The following is a 15,349-nucleotide window of genomic DNA, read 5'->3' as shown; positions in this document are numbered from 1 at the left end:
TCCGGTGCGCCGTGATGCGCTCTACTTCCCGGGCCTGGTGCCGACGAAGTTCTCCTCGGTCGAGGACTTCCTCCGCACCAGCGACTACGCCCGTCGCAGGATCGAGGTCGCCGACGAGGTCCTCGGCTACTCGTTGCTGGACTCCTACGCCAAGGCCGAGGTCTACGACTGGGAGGTCTACGAGTCCGGTTTCATGGCGTTGACGCTCGCGCTCGCGGACTGGGCGCTCGACCACGTCGAGATCAACCCGGTGCTGTGCGGCGGCCAGAGCTTCGGCGCCATCAACGCAGCGGTCTTCAGCGGCTCCCTGTCCTACGTGGACGGTCTGGAACTGGTTCGCAGCAGCGCGAAGGTGGAGATCGAGTACTTCGAGGCGCAGCCGGAACCGCTGGGCTGCCTGTTCTTCTACCGGCTCAACTCCCGGCAGGTCGACGAGCTGGTGGACGCCTTCCGCTCCGATGGGCACGACGCGGAGGTGTCGATCTACCTCGACGACACCGTGCACGCGGTGTCCGGCACCCTCGCCGACCTCGAGCTGCTGGAGAAGCGCGTTCGCGAGGCCGGTGGGTACCCCTTCTACACGATGAACCGCTCGGAGCACTGCGGCAGCGTCCGGCCGCTGCGCGACCGGCTGGAAACCGAGGTGTACGACCGGGTCACGTGGCGGTCCCCGAAGTGGCCGATGCTCTCGGACGTCACCGGCGAGCTGCTGTCGGATCCCGAGGAGATCAAGCAGGACCTGCTCGACGGGTGGGTGACCCCGGTGCACTGGAGCACGGTGGTCGAGGGCATGCGCACCGCCCGCGCCGAGCACGCGCACATCATCGGCCCGCGCAACATGTTCGCCCGGATCACCAACAACGCGCTGCCGACCGACGTGATCACCCCGAAGAAGGTCGCGGACCACGAGGCCGCGGCGACCGCGAATCGAGTTCCCCGATGAGCACGCGATTACCCCCCGGCCCCGCGGCCTCCTCCTGGGCCCAGACGTGGCGGTACTGGAAGTCCCCGGCGGAGTTCGTGCAGCGCTGCCGCGGCGAGTTCGGCGACAGGTTCACCGTGCGGGTGTGGCCGTTCGGCACGATCGTCTTCCTCGCCGGCCACGACGACGTCAAAGCTCTGGTGCGCAGCGACGCGTCGGTGTTCCAGGCCGGTCGTTCCAACAGCTTCGCCGAGATGGTGCTGGGCCGCCGGTCAGTGTTCGTGATCGACGACGACGAGCACGCCCGCACCCGCGCGCTGATGATGCCCGCGTTCCACGGCAAGGCGGTCCGCGACCAGGTCGAGCTGATGCGCGAGATCACCGCCGCCAACCTCACGACCTGGCCGGTGGGCGAGCCCGTGCGGGCGCTGCCGCACATGCAGGCCATCTCGCTGGAGGTCATCTCCCGCAACGTGATGGGCCTCGACGACCCCGAGCGCAAGGAGCGCGTGCAGACCGCGGTCCTGCGACTGCTGCGCACCGGGAGCGTGTTCGACCTGCTGCCCGGCTACGACCGGTTCCCGAGGCTGCACCCGGCTCGGCTCCGCCGCAAGCGGCCGCGCGACCGCGCCGACGCCCTGCTGCGCGAGCAGATCGCCGCCCACCGCAGCGATCCGCGGCTCGACGAGCGCACGGACGTGCTGGCGATGCTGCTGCGCGCCTCGGATGCCGAGGGCGGGTGGATGTCCGACGAGAACATCTGCGATCAGCTGATCACGCTGCTGCTGGCCGGGCACGAGACGACCGCGACCGGTCTGGCGTGGTGCCTGGAACGGCTGGTCCGCCACCCGGAGGTGCTGGCCGAGGCGCAGCAGGCCGCTGACGAGGACGACGACACCTACCTGGACGCGGTGATCAAGGAAGCGCTGCGCGCCCGGGTGGTCGTCCCGGAGGTCGGCCGGAAGCTCTCGCGCGAGGCCGAGTTCGCGGGTTATCGGATGCCGGCGGGCACCAATCTGTGGCCGAGCATCGAGCTGCTGCACTCCTCCACCGATGCCTTCCCGGATCCCGAGGCCTTCCGGCCCGAGCGGTTCCTGCAGCGGGGTGCGCTGGCGGACTGGGTCCCGTTCGGCATCGGCAACCGGCGCTGCCTGGGCGCCACCTTCGCCCAGGTGGAGTCCCGGGTGGTGTTGCGGGAGTTGTTGCGCCGCTTCGAGTTCGAGGCGACCGACGCCCCGGCGGAGAGCGCGGTGCCGCGGCACGTCACTCGGGTGCCGGGCGATTTCGCGACCGTGACCGTGCGGCGGCTGCGCAGCGCGGCATGACCGCGGTCTGCGTGATCGGTGCGGGTCCGCGCGGTACGTCGGTGCTGGAACGGCTGTGCGCGTGGGCCGGTGACCGGCCGTTGGAGATCCACGTGGTCGACCCGTTCCCGCCGGGCCCCGGGCGGATCTGGCGACGAGCGCAATCCGACCTGCTGTGGATGAACTCCACGGTCGCCGACGTGCGGATGTTCACCGGTCCGGACACCGCGCGGCCGGGAGGCGCCGGTGCGCTGCCGACCTTCGAGGAGTGGCTGACGGCGGTCGCCCCGCACGAGCTCTCGGGTGAGCTCGCCGCGATCGCGCAGCGGCTGACCGGGCGGTCCTTCGCGCCCCGCCCGCTGGTCGGTGCGTACTTCTCGTGGGTGTTCGACCGAGTGGTGGCGACGGCGCCCGACTCGGTGCGGGTGGTGGTGCACCGGACCCGCGCAACCGACCTCGGCGACGGGCCGGACGGCGAGCAGCTGGTGACGTTGGCCAACGGGTCTCGGCTGGTGGTGGACCGGGTCGTGCTCGCCCAGGGCAACTTCGAGGCCCGGGCCACCGACGAGGAGCGCGAGCTGTCCGCCTTCGCCGAGCGGCACGGGTTGCAGTACTTCCCCTCGGGTTATTTCGATCAAGCGCGGCTGCGTTCGGTTCCGGCGGGTGAACCGGTGCTGCTGCGGGGTTTCGGGCTGACCTTCATCGATTGCATGGCGCTGCTGTGCGAGGGCCGGGGCGGCCGGTTCGAACCCGACCCCGACCACGGCTTGCGGTACGTGCCGTGCGGGCGGGAACCGGTGCTGCACGTCGGTTCCCGGCGCGGTCTGCCCTACCGCGCGAAGTTCGGCTACGAGCTCGACCCTCCCCCGCTGCCCCGGTTCTTCACCGCCGAGGCCGCGCGCGCTCGCGGCGTTCCGGTGGAGTTCGAGCGGGACCTGCTGCCGCTGCTGATGAAGGAGGTGGCGGGTGCCTACTACCACGAGTTCTTCCGGACCCGCCCGGATCGCGTGCGCTGCGGCTGGTGGGAGTTCTCCGAGGCGCTGGCCGGCCTCGACTGGGGTGGCCGGGAGTGGGACGAGCTGGTCGCGAAGAGCGTGCCCGAGGAGCGCGACCGGTTCTCCTGGGGCCTGCTGGACCGCCACCTCGACACCGCGGGTGAGGACCTGCAGGAAGCGATCCGCGGTCACGTCGCCGACGACCTCCGGCGTCGCGGAGATCCGGCGTTCAGCCCGGAGCTGGCCGCCGTGCGAGGCCTGCTCTCGGCGGTCGGGGTGCTGTTCGAGCTGGTGGAGGCCGACGACCTCACCCCGCGCTCGCTGGTGGTGGAGCTGGAGAACGGTTTCCTGCCGGTGCTGAGCTACCTCACCAGCGGCCCGCCGCCGCGCAGGCTGGCCGAACTGCTCGCCCTCTCGCGCGCGGGCGTGGTCCGCTTCCTCGGCCCGGGCACGGAGGTGCGCGCCGAACGCGGTGCCTTCCGCGCCACCGGTTCGCTGACGCCGGACGTCGTGGAGGCCCGCTGCCTGGTCGAGTCGCGGCTGCGCACGCCATCGCTGCTGGACACCGACGACGACCTGCTGCGGCGGCTCTTCGAGCGAGGCGAGTGCGCTCCCCTGGCGCACCGCGACCAGGACGGTTCCGAGCACACCACGGGGAAGATCAGCGTTCTGGCCTGCGACCACCGGCTGCTGCGCGCCGACGGCTCGCCGCACCCGAGCAGGTTCGCCATCGGCCCCTACGTCGCCGGCGTGCACACCTCCGCCAGCGGGCCGGGCACCTCGGGCTTCTTCGCGGGCAGCGACCTCCTCGCCCGCACCGCGCTGCACCCCACCCTCACCACCGCGACCCGGTGACGCGACCGCGGGCGGTCCTGGTTCGAACCGTCCGCGATCGATTTCCCTTTTGTCCGGACAGTTCGAGCCACAACCGCCACCGTCCCGGAGAACTCCGCGAAACCCGGTGAAAACGGACGCCTTCACGACGACGCGGAATATTTCCGAGCGCCGGTACCTTCAGGAGTCGTGCCTGTCTCGTCTTCCGGTGTCGGGCTGCGCTCCGAGCGCGGCCCGATCCTGCTCGCGCTGATGTTGTCCACGGCCCTGGTGGCGCTGGACGCGACGATCATCGCCACCGCGTCGTCCACGATCGCCCGCGATCTCGGCAGCTTCGCCCAGGTCCCGTGGTTGTTCTCCGCCTACCTGCTCGCGCAGGCCGTGAGCACGCCGCTGTTCGGCAGGCTCGCCGACGTGCTCGGCCGCAAGCGCCTGATGCTCGCGGGGGTCGGGTTCTTCCTGATCGGATCGGTGCTGTGCGGTGTGGCCTGGTCGATGCCCGCGCTGATCGTCGGCCGGGTGCTGCAGGGGCTGGGCGCGGGCGCGGTGATGCCCGTCTCGCTGACCATCGCCGCCGACATCTACACGCTCGAGGAGCGGGCGAAGACGCAGGGCTACCTGGCCTCGGTGTGGGCGATCTCGTCGGTCGTCGGCCCGACGCTGGGCGGTGTGTTCAGCGAGTTCATCAGCTGGCGCTGGATCTTCTGGATCAACCTGCCGCTGTGCTTCGCGGCGGCGGCGATGCTGGTGCTCAAGTACCACGAGTCCGCGCGTGAGGGCGACCGCGAACCGATCGACTACCTCGGCGCCGCGCTGCTCACCGGCGGCAGCACGCTCGTGCTGCTCGGCCTGCTCGAAGGTGGCACCAGCTGGGCGTGGATGTCGGTGCCGTCGGTGCTGATCTTCGTGGCGGCCGTGCTGCTGCTCGCGGCGTTCGCCGCGCACGCGCTGCGCTCGGCGCACCCGATCCTGAACCTGCGACTGCTGCGCCGCCGCGTGATCGGCGTCCCGACGGCCGTCGCGCTGCTGGTGGGCGTGATCGTGCTGGGCCTGTCCACCTACGTGCCGATCTACGCCCAAGGCGTGCTCGGCGTCGGACCGCTGATCGCCGGCTTCGCCCTGGCCGCCATGACGGTCGGCTGGCCGCTCGCCGCCACCAACGCCGGACGCGTCTACCTCAACCTCGGGTTCCGCTACACGTCGATGATCGGTTCGGCCCTGGTGCTCGTGGGCACCGGCCTGACGCTGCTGCTGGGCGAGAGCTCGACCGTGTTCATGATCGGCGCTTTCACCTTCGTCGTCGGCCTCGGCATGGGCCTGACCGCGGTGCCCACGCTCATCGCCTCGCAGTCCGCGGCCGCGTTCACCGAGCGCGGCGCCGTCACCGGAATCAACATGTTCGCCCGCTCGCTGGGCTCAGCGGTGGGCGTGGCGGTCTGCGGCGCCATCGTCAACGCCCGCACCACCGTCGGCCCCGACGGCACCCCCGCCGGACCAGGTCTGATGGCAGCGGTGCACGTCGTCTTCGGCCTGCTGTTCCTCGTCGCCGCAGCCCTCGTGGTCCTGGCGTTCCTCATGCCGACAGACCACCCGAAGCGCCCCACCACCCAGGTCGAACAACCCGACGAAGCCACCACGACGGCCTGACCCGTCAGAGCAACCGCGCGACCGAGTCCAGGCGGCCCTCGGCCCTGGCCGAGGGCATGGTGGCCGCGTGTCGCTGCGCCCGCTCCACGACGTCGCGCGCGGCGTCCAGGTCACCGGTCCTCGCATGGGATTCGGCCAACCACGTCAGGTACAGCGCCACCTCCCTGGCGTGCTCGGCCGGGTAGCTCGCGACGGCGTTGGCCAGAAGGGGCTCGGCGTCGGCGGGGCGACCCAGTTCGATCAGGCACCGACCGGCCATGACGTCGATCTCCGCCTGGTTGAGCCAGTAGACCCACTCCGGCTCGGACCCGGCATCGCCTCGGCGGAGAACCCCGCTGCTGACCACGTCATCAAGATGCCGCAGCTCCACGACCCGCGCTTCGAGCTCCTCCGCCAGCGAAACCCCCACCCGCCGACCGGATCGGACATGCGCGGCCATCGGTGACTCCCCCACGAGCCACTCGTGCGCGACCCGCACCGGATCACCAGCGTCGGACTGCAACGGCACACCGAGCACTTGCTCGTAGGCGCTGATCACGTCCTGCGCCACTGCTCGTTTTCCCGTTTCGACCATGCTCAGGTACGACTTCGCGAAATGTGTCCGCTGAGCCATCCGCGACAGGCTCAGCCCCGCCGCTTCCCGCGCAGCCCGCAACTCCGCACCAGTCGCCATCAGCTCCACCTCGCAGTGAACCCCTGTGAACGGCCAAAGCCCACTGATCACCATCCGTGTTCACGAAACTACTCACAGGAAGATCCTCGGCAAGGGTCCCCGACCTCGACGCAATGCCACGACATCGATGGGAACTCTCATGGCGAACTCGCGAACCTGGCTGCGCTACTTCTGGCGTCCCGTCCCGGACGAAGCCAGCTCGTACGGCTTGGTCCGCCACGCATTCTTCGGTATCGCCGCCGACTCCGGCCCGTCCGCGCTCTCGGTCTGCGAACGAACTTTCGCCCTGGCGAAGCCCTCCGAATTCGACTGGATCCACGCTCCGACCTGCCCGGAATGCAACGAAACCCTCAAGCAGACGACGAGCCCGTGACCCTGTCGAAGCCGGTGATGGTGTCAGACGCTCTGCTGTTCATCGGTCAAAGGGGCATTCTGCCCCTGATCGACGATGTCCTGATCGGCTCGGAAGGCTTCCAGCACAGGAGCAGGCGTCGTTCGGGAGGCCGCGGCGAACTCGCTGGGCGAGACGAACAGGCGGGTGGGTCGCTGGAGTCTCGTCCGCAAGTAGCGCTGAGTGTGGTCAGCCGAAGCGGTCATGTTGTCGCAACATACGCCGCCCACCCGGGCTCGTCGCCGATGGTTGGCCGTGTGTTCACCGTTGCGTTCATCTTCCGGGGAAAGACTTCCGTCCATGAATCGTCTTGCTGCCGCTTCGGTTTCGGCTGCGCTGGTCGCGGCGCTGGTGACGAGCGGAGCAGCTCTCGCTCGTGACGAGGGCGATGCGGTCGAGCTGTACCGAACGGACCTGCCGCCGTTGGCGACGATCGACGGGGTGGAGATCTCCGGCGGGGCGTACGGGTCGTCGTTGTTCCCGGTGCCGGGTTCGCCGGACGAGTACTACGGCATCACCGATCGCGGCCCGAACGTGGACGGCCCGAACGACGTGAAGGTGGAACCGATCCCGGACTTCACGCCGGCGATCGGCCGCTTCAAGCTCGTCGACGGCAAGGCCGAGCTCGAAAGCACCATCCCGCTCCGGGCAGCCGACGGCACGCCCTATTCCGGGCGTCTCAACAGCGAGGCGAGCACCGGTGAGACGATCGTCGACCGCGACGGCAAGCCCCTCGATCCGGATCCGAACGGCTACGACCCGGAAGGGCTGGTCGCGCTGCCGGACGGCACGTTCTGGATCTCCGACGAGTACGGCCCGTTCATCACCCGCTTCGGCGCCGACGGCCGCGCCATCGAGCGCGTCTCGCCGTTCAACGGCGGCCTTCCCGCCGAGCTCGCCCACCGCGCCCCGAACCAGGGCATGGAAGGGCTCACGATCACGCCGGACGGCCGCACGCTGGTCGGGATGATGCAGTCCGCGCTCCAGCAGCCCGACCTGACCGTCGAGCAGGACGAGGTGACCGTCACCCGCATCGTCACCTACGACCTCGCGACCAGGGCCACCCACGAGCACGTCTACCTGCTCGACGACCCGAAGGACAACGAGGGCGCGGTCAGCGAGATCACTGCGCTGAGCAGCACGGAGTTCGTCGTCGACGAGCGCGACGGCGATCTCGGTCCCGGCGCGCACAAGAAGCTGTTCAAGATCGACCTCACCGGCGCCACGGACGTCCAGGGACGCGACGTCGACGGCAAGAGCATCGAAGCCCACGTGGGTGCGAAGAGCACCGCTGACGCGAAGAAGGCCCTCGACGAGGCGGGGATCAAGCCGGTGTCGAAGGACCTGTTCCTCGACCTCGACGCCCTCATCACCGAGACCGGTGTCTTCAACCACGACAAGATCGAGGGCGTCGCAGTCCGCGACGGCGGCCGGACGATCGTGATCAGCAACGACAGCGACTTCGGCATCGACGGCGTCACCAACGACACCCCGCCCTACCAGCTCAAGCCGAAGACCCTCCCCGACGGAACCCAGGACGACGGAGAGTTCCTCAAGATCGACATGACCAAGCTCAACGACTGATGCGCAGAGGTTGAAGAGTGTCGCGCAGTTCCTGCGGGCGGCGAAAACCCGGAGCGTACCTGCGCGTCATCGAGCCGGGCGACGTGCGACCCGGCGACTCGGTGGAGGTGGCCCACCGGCCCGACCACCGCGCCACGGTCGCCCTCGCTTTCCGCGCGCTGACGCTCGAACCCGCCCTGTTGCAGTCGATTCCACGTTCGGTACGCGAAGCGCTCGGCTGATCACCCGACGATGACAGGCCCCACTCGCACCGGCCGCCCCATCACGAGGGAGGGGTCACCGCGGGGTGTCCGCGAGGTCGGCGGCTTGGTCTCTGAGGGTGCGGGTGAGCGCTTCGACGGGGGTTGTGGTGGGGCCGGGAAGGCGGACCAGGTTGATCCGGCGTCGTTCCGGTGGGGCGTCGTCGAGGGGCAGCAGGCGGACACCCGGTGGAAGGACGTGCCGCAGCGTCGCCGGGACGCTGGTGATGCCGATTCCCGCTGCGACCAGGTGGAGTTTGGTCAGCCAGTCCCGGGCTGCGTGGTGGATCAGAGGGCGGCCGGGAAGGCCCGGCCAGACGCCTAGGAGCGGTTCAGCGGCCTGCGACGGGCTGGCGATCCAGGTCTCGCCGGAGATGCGCTCGGTGGTCGCGCTGGGGCCGGCGTAGCGGCCGTCGTCCGGGACGGCCACGACCAGCTCGTCGTCCAGCAGCGGCTCCACGTGCAGCGCCGGGGTGTCGGCGTCCGGGGAGCGGTGGGGCGGCCGGGAGGTCAGCAGCGCCAGGTCGAGCGTCCCAGCGCGCAGCGCGCGTACCAGTGCGGGAGTCGTTCCTTCCCGGGTGGTGACGCGCAGTCCCGGGCTTTGCCGCCGCAAGGCTGCCAGGGCCGGGGCCACGAGCGCGGCCCCGGCGGCCGGGATGAAGCCCAGCCGGATGTGCCCGGTGTCGTCGGCGCCGCGCAGCTCCCGGTCTGCGACATCGAGGACGTCCAGGGCGGTGATCGCGTGTCGCAGCAACGTGCTCCCTGCCGCCGTCAGCCGAACCCCGCCGGGATGACGGTCGAACAACCGGGAATCGGCAGCCTGCTCCAGGGCTGCGATCTGCCGCGAGACGGCCGATTGGGTGTAGCCCAGGGCGTCGGCCGCGGCCGTGAACGTCCCGCGCTCGGCGACCTCGCGCAGCACCCTCAGCCCCACCAGGGTGAGCTCCATGAGTGTTCAGCATAGCTGGCATGCGAAGCATTCGTTGGCGGAATGCCCGTGGCATTCCTAGCGTCGAAGGCGTCGAACCACCCAGGAGGAGATGCTCATGCCACTGGTCACCGTGCACTTGCGCCGGGGAACGTCCGCCGAGTACCGGCGTCTCGTCTCCGAAGGCATCCACCGCTCCCTGGTCGAGGTCCTGAAGATCCCGCAGGACGACCAGTTCCACGTCTTCCACGAGGTCGACCCGGACAACTTCGTGATCCAACCGGTCGTGTTCGGAATCCGACGCGGCGAGCGCACCATGTTCATCCAGCTGTCGTTCAACCAGCGCACGGCGGAGGACAAGAACGAGCTGTTCCGCGCGATCGTGGCCAACCTCGGCCTGTTCGCCGAGGTCCCGGCGGAGGGCATCCTGATGGTGATCTCCGAGACCGCAAGCGAGAACTGGTGGGCAGCGGGACGCGTCGTCGATCCGGCCACCGGCTACGACGAACGCATGTCGATCCGGTGATCTACGCCAGGCCCAGGTCCGTGACGGCTTGCCAGGCGAGGTGGGCTTGCCGTTGTTCGGTGTCGGCTCGGGCTCCTGCGTCGTAGCCGTCGTCGCCCATGTGGCCTGCCTGGTATCGGGCGCGGACTCCGGCCGTGATGCAGCAGGAGCGCCAGCGCTGGAAGGCGACGTAGAACGGCAGGTCGGAGAGGTCTCGGCGGGTCAGGTCGGCGTAGCGGGCGATGAGGTCGTCGCGGGTCGGGAAGCCGTCCTCGGCCGTGGGGCCGGGGGTGACGGCGGGGAGGTCGTCACCGGGTTCTTCCCAGGTCGCGATGAGCCAGCCGAGGTCGGCGAGCGGTTCTCCCAGGGTGGCCAGTTCCCAGTCGAGGACGGCGAGGACCTCGCCGTCGGGGCCGTAGGAGAGGTTCCCGGGGCGGAAGTCGCCGTGCACGATGCCGGTGGTCTGCTCGGGCGCGTTCGCGACGAGCGCGTCGTGCACCTGGTCGAGCAGGCCGAGGTCCGGGGCGCCTGAGGCGTGGACCTGCTTCTGCCAGCGCCGCAGCTGACGTTGCAGGTAGCCGTCGCGGCGGGCCGCGTCACCGAGCCCGACGGCGTCCGGGTCGAGGTTGTGCAGCGCGGCCATGCACTCCACGGTCGCCATCCCCGCCCGGTGCCGAGCCGGGAGCGCCATCGGGGCGGCCGAGGAGCGGTCGGCGAGGACGGTGCCGTCGACGAAGTCCATCACGTAGAAGGCGGCGCCGGTGACCTCGGTGTCCTCGCAGTACGCGAGTGGTTCCGGGACGGGGACGCCGGTGCCGTGCAGCGCGGAGATGAACCGCCACTCGCGGCTCATGTCGTGGGCGGTGCTGAGCACTCCCCCGGTCGGCGGCCTGCGCAGGGCGCGCACCACGCCGTCGGCGCCGGTGACCCGGTAGGTGAGGTTGGACCTCCCGCCCGAGACCAGCGAGAACTCCACCGGTGCGGGCACGCCGCGCTCGGCCAGCCAGCGGGTGACCGCGTCGCGTTCGATGCCTGGCAGCTCCACCGCGCTCACCCCTGCTGGACGATCTGCTCTCGGAGTCGACGCTTGAGAACCTTGCCCGTCGGCGTGCGCGGCAGCGGGTCCTCCTGCACCACCACGTGCGCGGGCACCTTGAACCCCGCCAGGCGTTCTCCGACGTGCGCTCGCAGTTCCTCCACGTCCACACCGGTTTTGAGGTTCACCACGGCGGCGACCTCCTCGCCCAGGGTGGCGTGCGGCAGCCCGATGACGGCGACGTCGGCGACCGCCGGGTGCTCGTGCAACGCGGCTTCGACCTCGGCGCAGTAGACGTTCTCGCCGCCCCGGATCACCACGTCCTTGAGCCGGTCCACCACGTACACCCAGCCGTCGTCGACGTAGCCGAGGTCGCCGGTGTGGAACCAGCCGTCGGTGAAGGAGTCCGCGGTGGCCTCGGGCAGGTTCCAGTAGCCGCGCACGACGCTGGGACCCCGGAACCACAGCTCGCCGATCTCGCCGTCCGCGAGGTCGTCGCCGGTCGCCGGGTCGACGACCCGGATCTCCACGCCCGGCATGGGTTTTCCGACGCTGTCGGGGTGGTCCTGGTAGTCCTCGCCGGAGTTGCCGACGACCGTGGAGGTCGTCTCGGTCAGCCCGTACCCGCTGGCGGCGCTGCTGCCGAGCCGGCCGATGCGCTGCACGAGGTCGGGCGGGATCGGAGCGCCGCCCATCGTGACGCCCTCCAGGCCGCGGACCGAATCGCTGTTCTCGACCAGGTCCCGCATCACCGTGGGAACACCGGCGGCGCTGGTCAGGTCGTTGTCGCGGATGAGCTTCTCGGCCTGCGCCCGGTCCCAGCGGTACATCGTCGCCAGCTTCGCTCCCGCGAGGGTCGCGAAGCACAGCACGGTGATGCCGGCGATGTGGAACATCGGGAACGTCAGCAGCGCCCCGGGCTGCGGGTCGTTCGCATCGGGTTCGGGGAAGGTGCCGCCGTTGGTGATGGCGGCACCGACCTTGCGGGTGACGACCGTGTTGAGCAGGTTCGTGACGTGGTTGCGGTGCGTGGCGACCGCGCCCTTGGGGCGTCCCGTCGTGCCCGAGGTGTAGAGGATCGTGGAGTCGTCGTCGGGTTCGATGACGACCGCGGGCGGCTGCACGTCGTCCGGGAACCCGGCGATCAGGTCCGCCCACGGGCGCACGCCCGGGCCCGGTTCGCCGCCGCGCACCTCGACGACCGGGACGTCGCGGTCGAGCAGCGCCGTGCGCTCGGGGTCGGCGAACACGAGCTTCGCACCGCTGTCGGTCATGCCGTAGCGCAGCTCGTCGCGCGACCACCAGGCGTTGAGCGGGACGGCGACGAGCCCCGCGACCTGCACGGCCCAGAAGATCGGCACCCACTCCGGGAAGTTGCGCATCGCGATCGCGACGCGGTCTCCGCTGGTCAGCCCGTACTCCTCGCGCAGCGCGCGGGCCAGTCCCGCGACGAGCCGCTGGTGCTCGGTGAAGGTCCAGCGCTGGTCCTCGTAGATGAGGAAGTCGTTGTCGCCGTGGAAGGCGCTGAGCAGGGCCGCGTCGCGCAGGGTGCGCAGCGGTTTGGCGTAGACGCGCATGGGCGTTCCGCGCACCACGGCGTCGGTCATCTCGAAGTCACCGCCGGGTCCGATGAGTTCGTCCAGCAGGCTTTCGCGCAGCTCGTCAGGCACCGTTGCCTCCCCTGGTCGTTCCCTTGGCGTGCTTCGGATTGGCGACCGCGAGCCGGTCCCGCACTTGCGACCACAGCAGCGCGGCGACGCCCTCGTCCCACGGGTTGGCTTCACCCGCCCGGATCGCGACGGCCAGCGCGGCGCGATCGGCGAATCCCAGTTCGGCCAGCCGCTCGCGGTGCCGTCGCCGCTGCTCGGCACCGAACCGCAGCTCGCGCTCCACAGTGGACAGGACGTTGACGGCCACCAGCGACTGGAATCGCATCCGGCCGTCGAACTCGGTGAGCACCTCGTCGCGCAGGAAGTCCCGCGTCGCGGCGACGAGCTCGGCGGCGGTCGGCCGCCCGTGCAGGTCAGCGGGCTCGGACTCCACCTGCGGTTCGGCGGCTGATTCCGGGATCCCCAGCTCGGTGAGCAGGTCGTGCTCCTGCTCGCAGACCCGGCGCCCGATCGCGGCGAGCTCCATCGACGGGTGCGCGCCGCTGAGGTGCTGTTCGGCCTGGGAGCGGCAGATCACGCCCCACCTGGCCGTGCCGTAGACCTCCCACCAGCGCACGACGTCCGGGTCCGGCCGGGTGCCCGCGATCTCGGCGTAGCCGTCGAACAGGTCGTCCGTGGAGCCGAAACCGCCCACGGGCAGGGGTGATCCGAAGCGCCAGGCATTCGTGCGCAGCCACCCCAGGTCCTCCATCGGGTCCCCGACGTGCACGAGCTCCCAGTCCAGCACCGCGCGCAGTCCGGTCTCGTCGACGATGAGGTTGCCGTTGCGGAAATCCCCGTGCACCAGGGACCTCCCCGACCCGGTCGGTCGGTTCTCCCGCAGCCAGCGGAAGGCGACCTCCACGGCGGGGATCGGGTCGCCGAGGCCGTCGTGGTCGGCGATGAGCTGTTCCAGCGGGTCCGGCTCCGGGAAGCCCTCCGGCACCGGGATCAGGTGGATGCGGGCGGCGGCCCTGCCGAGCTCGCGGGCCAGTCCGTCACGCGCGGCGGCGTAGGCGTCCTCCCGCAGCAGTCGCCGGGGGATCGTCTCGCCGTCGACGTGCTCGGTGAGCACGTACGGCGCACCCAGCACCGTCTCGTCGACGCCGTGGTCGACCACGTGCGGCACCGGCACCCCGGCCTGCTCAGCGGCTTCGAGGGCCACCGCCTCCCGGGCCATGCCGTCGGGACGGGCCAGGCCGGGCGGATCTCGTCGCAGCACGAGGCGACCGGTGTCGAGCTCGACGAACCACGTCTCTCGGCTCGCCCCACCGCTGGCCCGCTCCAACCGCGCCACCCGCACCGGGTGGCCTCGGACCTCGCTCAGCCGCTGGGCCAGTCGCTCGCCGAGTTCCGCAGCGCTCATGCGCGCTTTCCCGGGCCGGCGAAGCCGAACAGGTAGCCCGCGACCTTGCGCATCTGCACCTCTTCGGCGCCCTCGGTGATCCGGTAGCGGCGGTGGTGGCGGTAGATGTGCTCGAACGGTGCGTGCCGGGTGTAGCCGAGCCCGCCGTGCACCTGGATCGCGCGGTCCGCCGCGTCGCACACCAGCCGGTTCGCCCGGTAGTTGCACATCGAGACCTTGTCGCTGATCTCGAAGTTCGGCCGCCGGTCCATCTCCCAGGCGGCCTTGCGCACCAGCCCGCGCACCATCTCGGCCTCGGTCTGCAACTCCACCAGCGGCCACTGGATGGCCTGCCTGCGGGCCAGCGGCTGGCCGAAGGTGACGCGCTCGCGGGCGTAGGCGACGCTGCGGTCGATGCAGAACTGAGCGGCCCCCACTCCCGAAGCCGCTTGGCGGATGCGGTTCTCGTGCACGAAGCACTGCGCCAGCTCCAGACCCCTGCCCTCCTCGCCGAACATCGCCGAGGCGGGCACCCGCACGTCGCGCAGCGACACCTCCGCGTGGTCGGTGGGCATGTTGAAGGTCCACCAGTGGAAGTCCACCGAGAACCCCGGCGTGCTGGTGGGCACGACGAACGCGGTGATGCCGCGGGCATCGCCCGGTTCACCGGAGGTGCGCGCGAAGATCACGTCGTGGGTGGCGGAGTGCATGCCCGAGTTGAAGCGCTTGCCGCCGTTGATGATCCAGTCGTCGCCGTCGCGGACCGCGGTGGTCTCCAGCCAGGTGGCGTCGCTGCCGTGGTCGGGTTCGGTGAGACCGAAGCCCAGCCGGGCCTCGCCGGTGAGCATCGGCTGCAGGAACTCCTGCCGCTGCGCCTCGGTCCCGAACTCCAGCATCATGTGCACGACGGGGAAGTTGCCGACCACCGATGCCTCGTTCTGCAGATCGTTGTGCAGACCAAGGCCTTTCGCCGCCAGGTGCTCGCGGATCACGGCCATCTCGAAGTTGCCGCCCCCACCGCCACCGACCTCCTCCGGCAGCCCGTAGCGCAGCCAACCGGCCGCGTCGGCGCGCCGGGACATCTCGCGCAGCAGCGCTTCCCACTCGGGGCGGGGCGTGCCACCTGCCTCGAAATCGGTGCGGGCGTACTCCCGCCGGTGGTCGAAGAAGCGCTCGTTGTCGTCCTGCTGCTGGAGCGGGACGATCTCGGACTCGATGAACTGGTCGAGCTCACCGAGCAGGGCGACGAGCTCGACGGGCATCGAGAAGTCCATGCAAGCCTCCTTAGCGCCCGTTC

Annotated in this window: 15 protein-coding genes; 8 read left to right on the top strand and 7 right to left on the bottom strand. The window is 70.4% G+C overall.

Annotated elements, in window-relative coordinates:
• Positions 1 to 4: 4 nt before the first annotated feature.
• The 4 genes from KBO27_RS05645 (at position 5) to KBO27_RS05630 (ending at position 5,702) form a co-directional block, all read left to right on the top strand.
• Positions 5 to 943, top strand: a complete 939-nt coding sequence (locus KBO27_RS05645) for an ACP S-malonyltransferase (protein WP_210968877.1) — start codon at positions 5 to 7, stop codon at positions 941 to 943.
• A complete protein-coding gene (locus KBO27_RS05640; protein WP_210968876.1) occupies positions 940 to 2,247 on the top strand; it encodes a cytochrome P450 in 1,308 nt (435 codons plus the stop codon). The genes KBO27_RS05645 and KBO27_RS05640 overlap by 4 nt, the downstream gene beginning before the upstream one ends.
• Positions 2,244 to 4,076: an FAD/NAD(P)-binding protein gene (locus KBO27_RS05635; protein WP_210968875.1), complete on the top strand. Its 1,833-nt coding sequence runs from the start codon at positions 2,244 to 2,246 to the stop codon at positions 4,074 to 4,076. Before KBO27_RS05640 ends, KBO27_RS05635 begins: the two co-directional genes overlap by 4 nt.
• 168 nt (positions 4,077 to 4,244) lie before the next feature.
• Complete coding sequence (locus KBO27_RS05630) at positions 4,245 to 5,702, top strand: MDR family MFS transporter (protein WP_307870254.1); 1,458 nt, start codon at positions 4,245 to 4,247, stop codon at positions 5,700 to 5,702.
• 4 nt (positions 5,703 to 5,706) lie between these two features.
• On the opposite strand, the gene KBO27_RS05625 is transcribed toward KBO27_RS05630, so the two are convergent.
• The gene (locus KBO27_RS05625; protein ID WP_246536322.1) at positions 5,707 to 6,375 is read right to left on the bottom strand and encodes an NsdA family TPR-like regulatory protein; all 669 of its coding nucleotides are present in this window, start codon (positions 6,373 to 6,375) and stop codon (positions 5,707 to 5,709) included.
• Positions 6,376 to 6,514: 139 nt separating this feature from the next.
• Between KBO27_RS05625 and KBO27_RS05620 the strand changes: the two genes are divergently transcribed.
• Positions 6,515 to 6,748: a hypothetical protein gene (locus KBO27_RS05620; RefSeq protein ID WP_210968873.1), complete on the top strand. Its 234-nt coding sequence runs from the start codon at positions 6,515 to 6,517 to the stop codon at positions 6,746 to 6,748.
• Between the two features lie 23 nt (positions 6,749 to 6,771).
• On the opposite strand, the gene KBO27_RS05615 is transcribed toward KBO27_RS05620, so the two are convergent.
• Entirely contained in the window at positions 6,772 to 6,972 is a 201-nt protein-coding gene (locus KBO27_RS05615; RefSeq protein ID WP_210968872.1) for a hypothetical protein, read from the bottom strand.
• 94 nt (positions 6,973 to 7,066) lie between these two features.
• Between KBO27_RS05615 and KBO27_RS05610 the strand changes: the two genes are divergently transcribed.
• On the top strand, positions 7,067 to 8,350 hold the full coding sequence (locus KBO27_RS05610) for an esterase-like activity of phytase family protein (RefSeq protein ID WP_246536321.1): 1,284 nt from the start codon (positions 7,067 to 7,069) through the stop codon (positions 8,348 to 8,350).
• A 17-nt stretch (positions 8,351 to 8,367) separates the two neighbouring features.
• A complete protein-coding gene (locus KBO27_RS05605) occupies positions 8,368 to 8,571 on the top strand; it encodes an MOSC domain-containing protein (RefSeq protein ID WP_210968870.1) in 204 nt (67 codons plus the stop codon).
• A gap of 55 nt (positions 8,572 to 8,626) precedes the next feature.
• Here KBO27_RS05605 and KBO27_RS05600 read toward each other — a convergent pair whose 3' ends face one another.
• Positions 8,627 to 9,538: a LysR family transcriptional regulator gene (locus tag KBO27_RS05600; protein WP_210968869.1), complete on the bottom strand. Its 912-nt coding sequence runs from the start codon at positions 9,536 to 9,538 to the stop codon at positions 8,627 to 8,629.
• A gap of 97 nt (positions 9,539 to 9,635) precedes the next feature.
• Between KBO27_RS05600 and KBO27_RS05595 the strand changes: the two genes are divergently transcribed.
• Positions 9,636 to 10,043 carry a tautomerase family protein gene (locus KBO27_RS05595; RefSeq protein WP_210968868.1) on the top strand — a complete coding sequence of 136 codons (408 nt, stop codon included), beginning with the start codon at positions 9,636 to 9,638 and terminating at the stop codon, positions 10,041 to 10,043.
• Between the two features lies 1 nt (position 10,044).
• Here KBO27_RS05595 and KBO27_RS05590 read toward each other — a convergent pair whose 3' ends face one another.
• From KBO27_RS05590 to KBO27_RS05575, 4 genes are read right to left on the bottom strand one after another with little or no spacing between them, the layout of a single operon-like run.
• Positions 10,045 to 11,067: a phosphotransferase family protein gene (locus tag KBO27_RS05590; RefSeq protein WP_307870253.1), complete on the bottom strand. Its 1,023-nt coding sequence runs from the start codon at positions 11,065 to 11,067 to the stop codon at positions 10,045 to 10,047.
• A 5-nt stretch (positions 11,068 to 11,072) separates the two neighbouring features.
• A complete protein-coding gene (locus KBO27_RS05585; RefSeq protein WP_210968866.1) occupies positions 11,073 to 12,728 on the bottom strand; it encodes a class I adenylate-forming enzyme family protein in 1,656 nt (551 codons plus the stop codon).
• Positions 12,721 to 14,073, bottom strand: a complete 1,353-nt coding sequence (locus KBO27_RS05580) for a phosphotransferase family protein (RefSeq protein WP_210968865.1) — start codon at positions 14,071 to 14,073, stop codon at positions 12,721 to 12,723. The genes KBO27_RS05585 and KBO27_RS05580 overlap by 8 nt, the downstream gene beginning before the upstream one ends.
• Positions 14,070 to 15,326 (bottom strand): acyl-CoA dehydrogenase family protein, encoded by a 1,257-nt coding sequence (locus KBO27_RS05575; RefSeq protein WP_210968864.1) that lies wholly within the window; start codon positions 15,324 to 15,326, stop codon positions 14,070 to 14,072. The genes KBO27_RS05580 and KBO27_RS05575 overlap by 4 nt, the downstream gene beginning before the upstream one ends.
• Positions 15,327 to 15,349: the final 23 nt, after the last annotated feature.

This window comes from Saccharopolyspora endophytica, assembly GCF_018070075.1.
GTDB classification, from domain to species: Bacteria; Actinomycetota; Actinomycetes; order Mycobacteriales; family Pseudonocardiaceae; genus Saccharopolyspora; species Saccharopolyspora endophytica.
Note: the sequence above shows the minus strand (reverse complement) of the source record. Positions and strands in the feature narration are given on the sequence as shown.

Excerpts from the sequence above, each read along its gene's own strand:
- KBO27_RS05640 (WP_210968876.1), top strand. The coding sequence starts at position 940 with ATGAGCACGCGATTACCCCCCGGCCCCGCGGCCTCCTCCTGGGCCCAG.
- KBO27_RS05635 (WP_210968875.1), top strand. The coding sequence starts at position 2,244 with ATGACCGCGGTCTGCGTGATCGGTGCGGGTCCGCGCGGTACGTCGGTG.
- KBO27_RS05625 (WP_246536322.1), bottom strand. The coding sequence starts at position 6,375 with ATGGCGACTGGTGCGGAGTTGCGGGCTGCGCGGGAAGCGGCGGGGCTG.
- KBO27_RS05620 (WP_210968873.1), top strand. The coding sequence starts at position 6,515 with ATGGCGAACTCGCGAACCTGGCTGCGCTACTTCTGGCGTCCCGTCCCG.
- KBO27_RS05615 (WP_210968872.1), bottom strand. The coding sequence starts at position 6,972 with ATGACCGCTTCGGCTGACCACACTCAGCGCTACTTGCGGACGAGACTC.
- KBO27_RS05610 (WP_246536321.1), top strand. The coding sequence starts at position 7,067 with ATGAATCGTCTTGCTGCCGCTTCGGTTTCGGCTGCGCTGGTCGCGGCG.
- KBO27_RS05600 (WP_210968869.1), bottom strand. The coding sequence starts at position 9,538 with ATGGAGCTCACCCTGGTGGGGCTGAGGGTGCTGCGCGAGGTCGCCGAG.
- KBO27_RS05595 (WP_210968868.1), top strand. The coding sequence starts at position 9,636 with ATGCCACTGGTCACCGTGCACTTGCGCCGGGGAACGTCCGCCGAGTAC.
- KBO27_RS05580 (WP_210968865.1), bottom strand. The coding sequence starts at position 14,073 with ATGAGCGCTGCGGAACTCGGCGAGCGACTGGCCCAGCGGCTGAGCGAG.
- KBO27_RS05575 (WP_210968864.1), bottom strand. The coding sequence starts at position 15,326 with ATGGACTTCTCGATGCCCGTCGAGCTCGTCGCCCTGCTCGGTGAGCTC.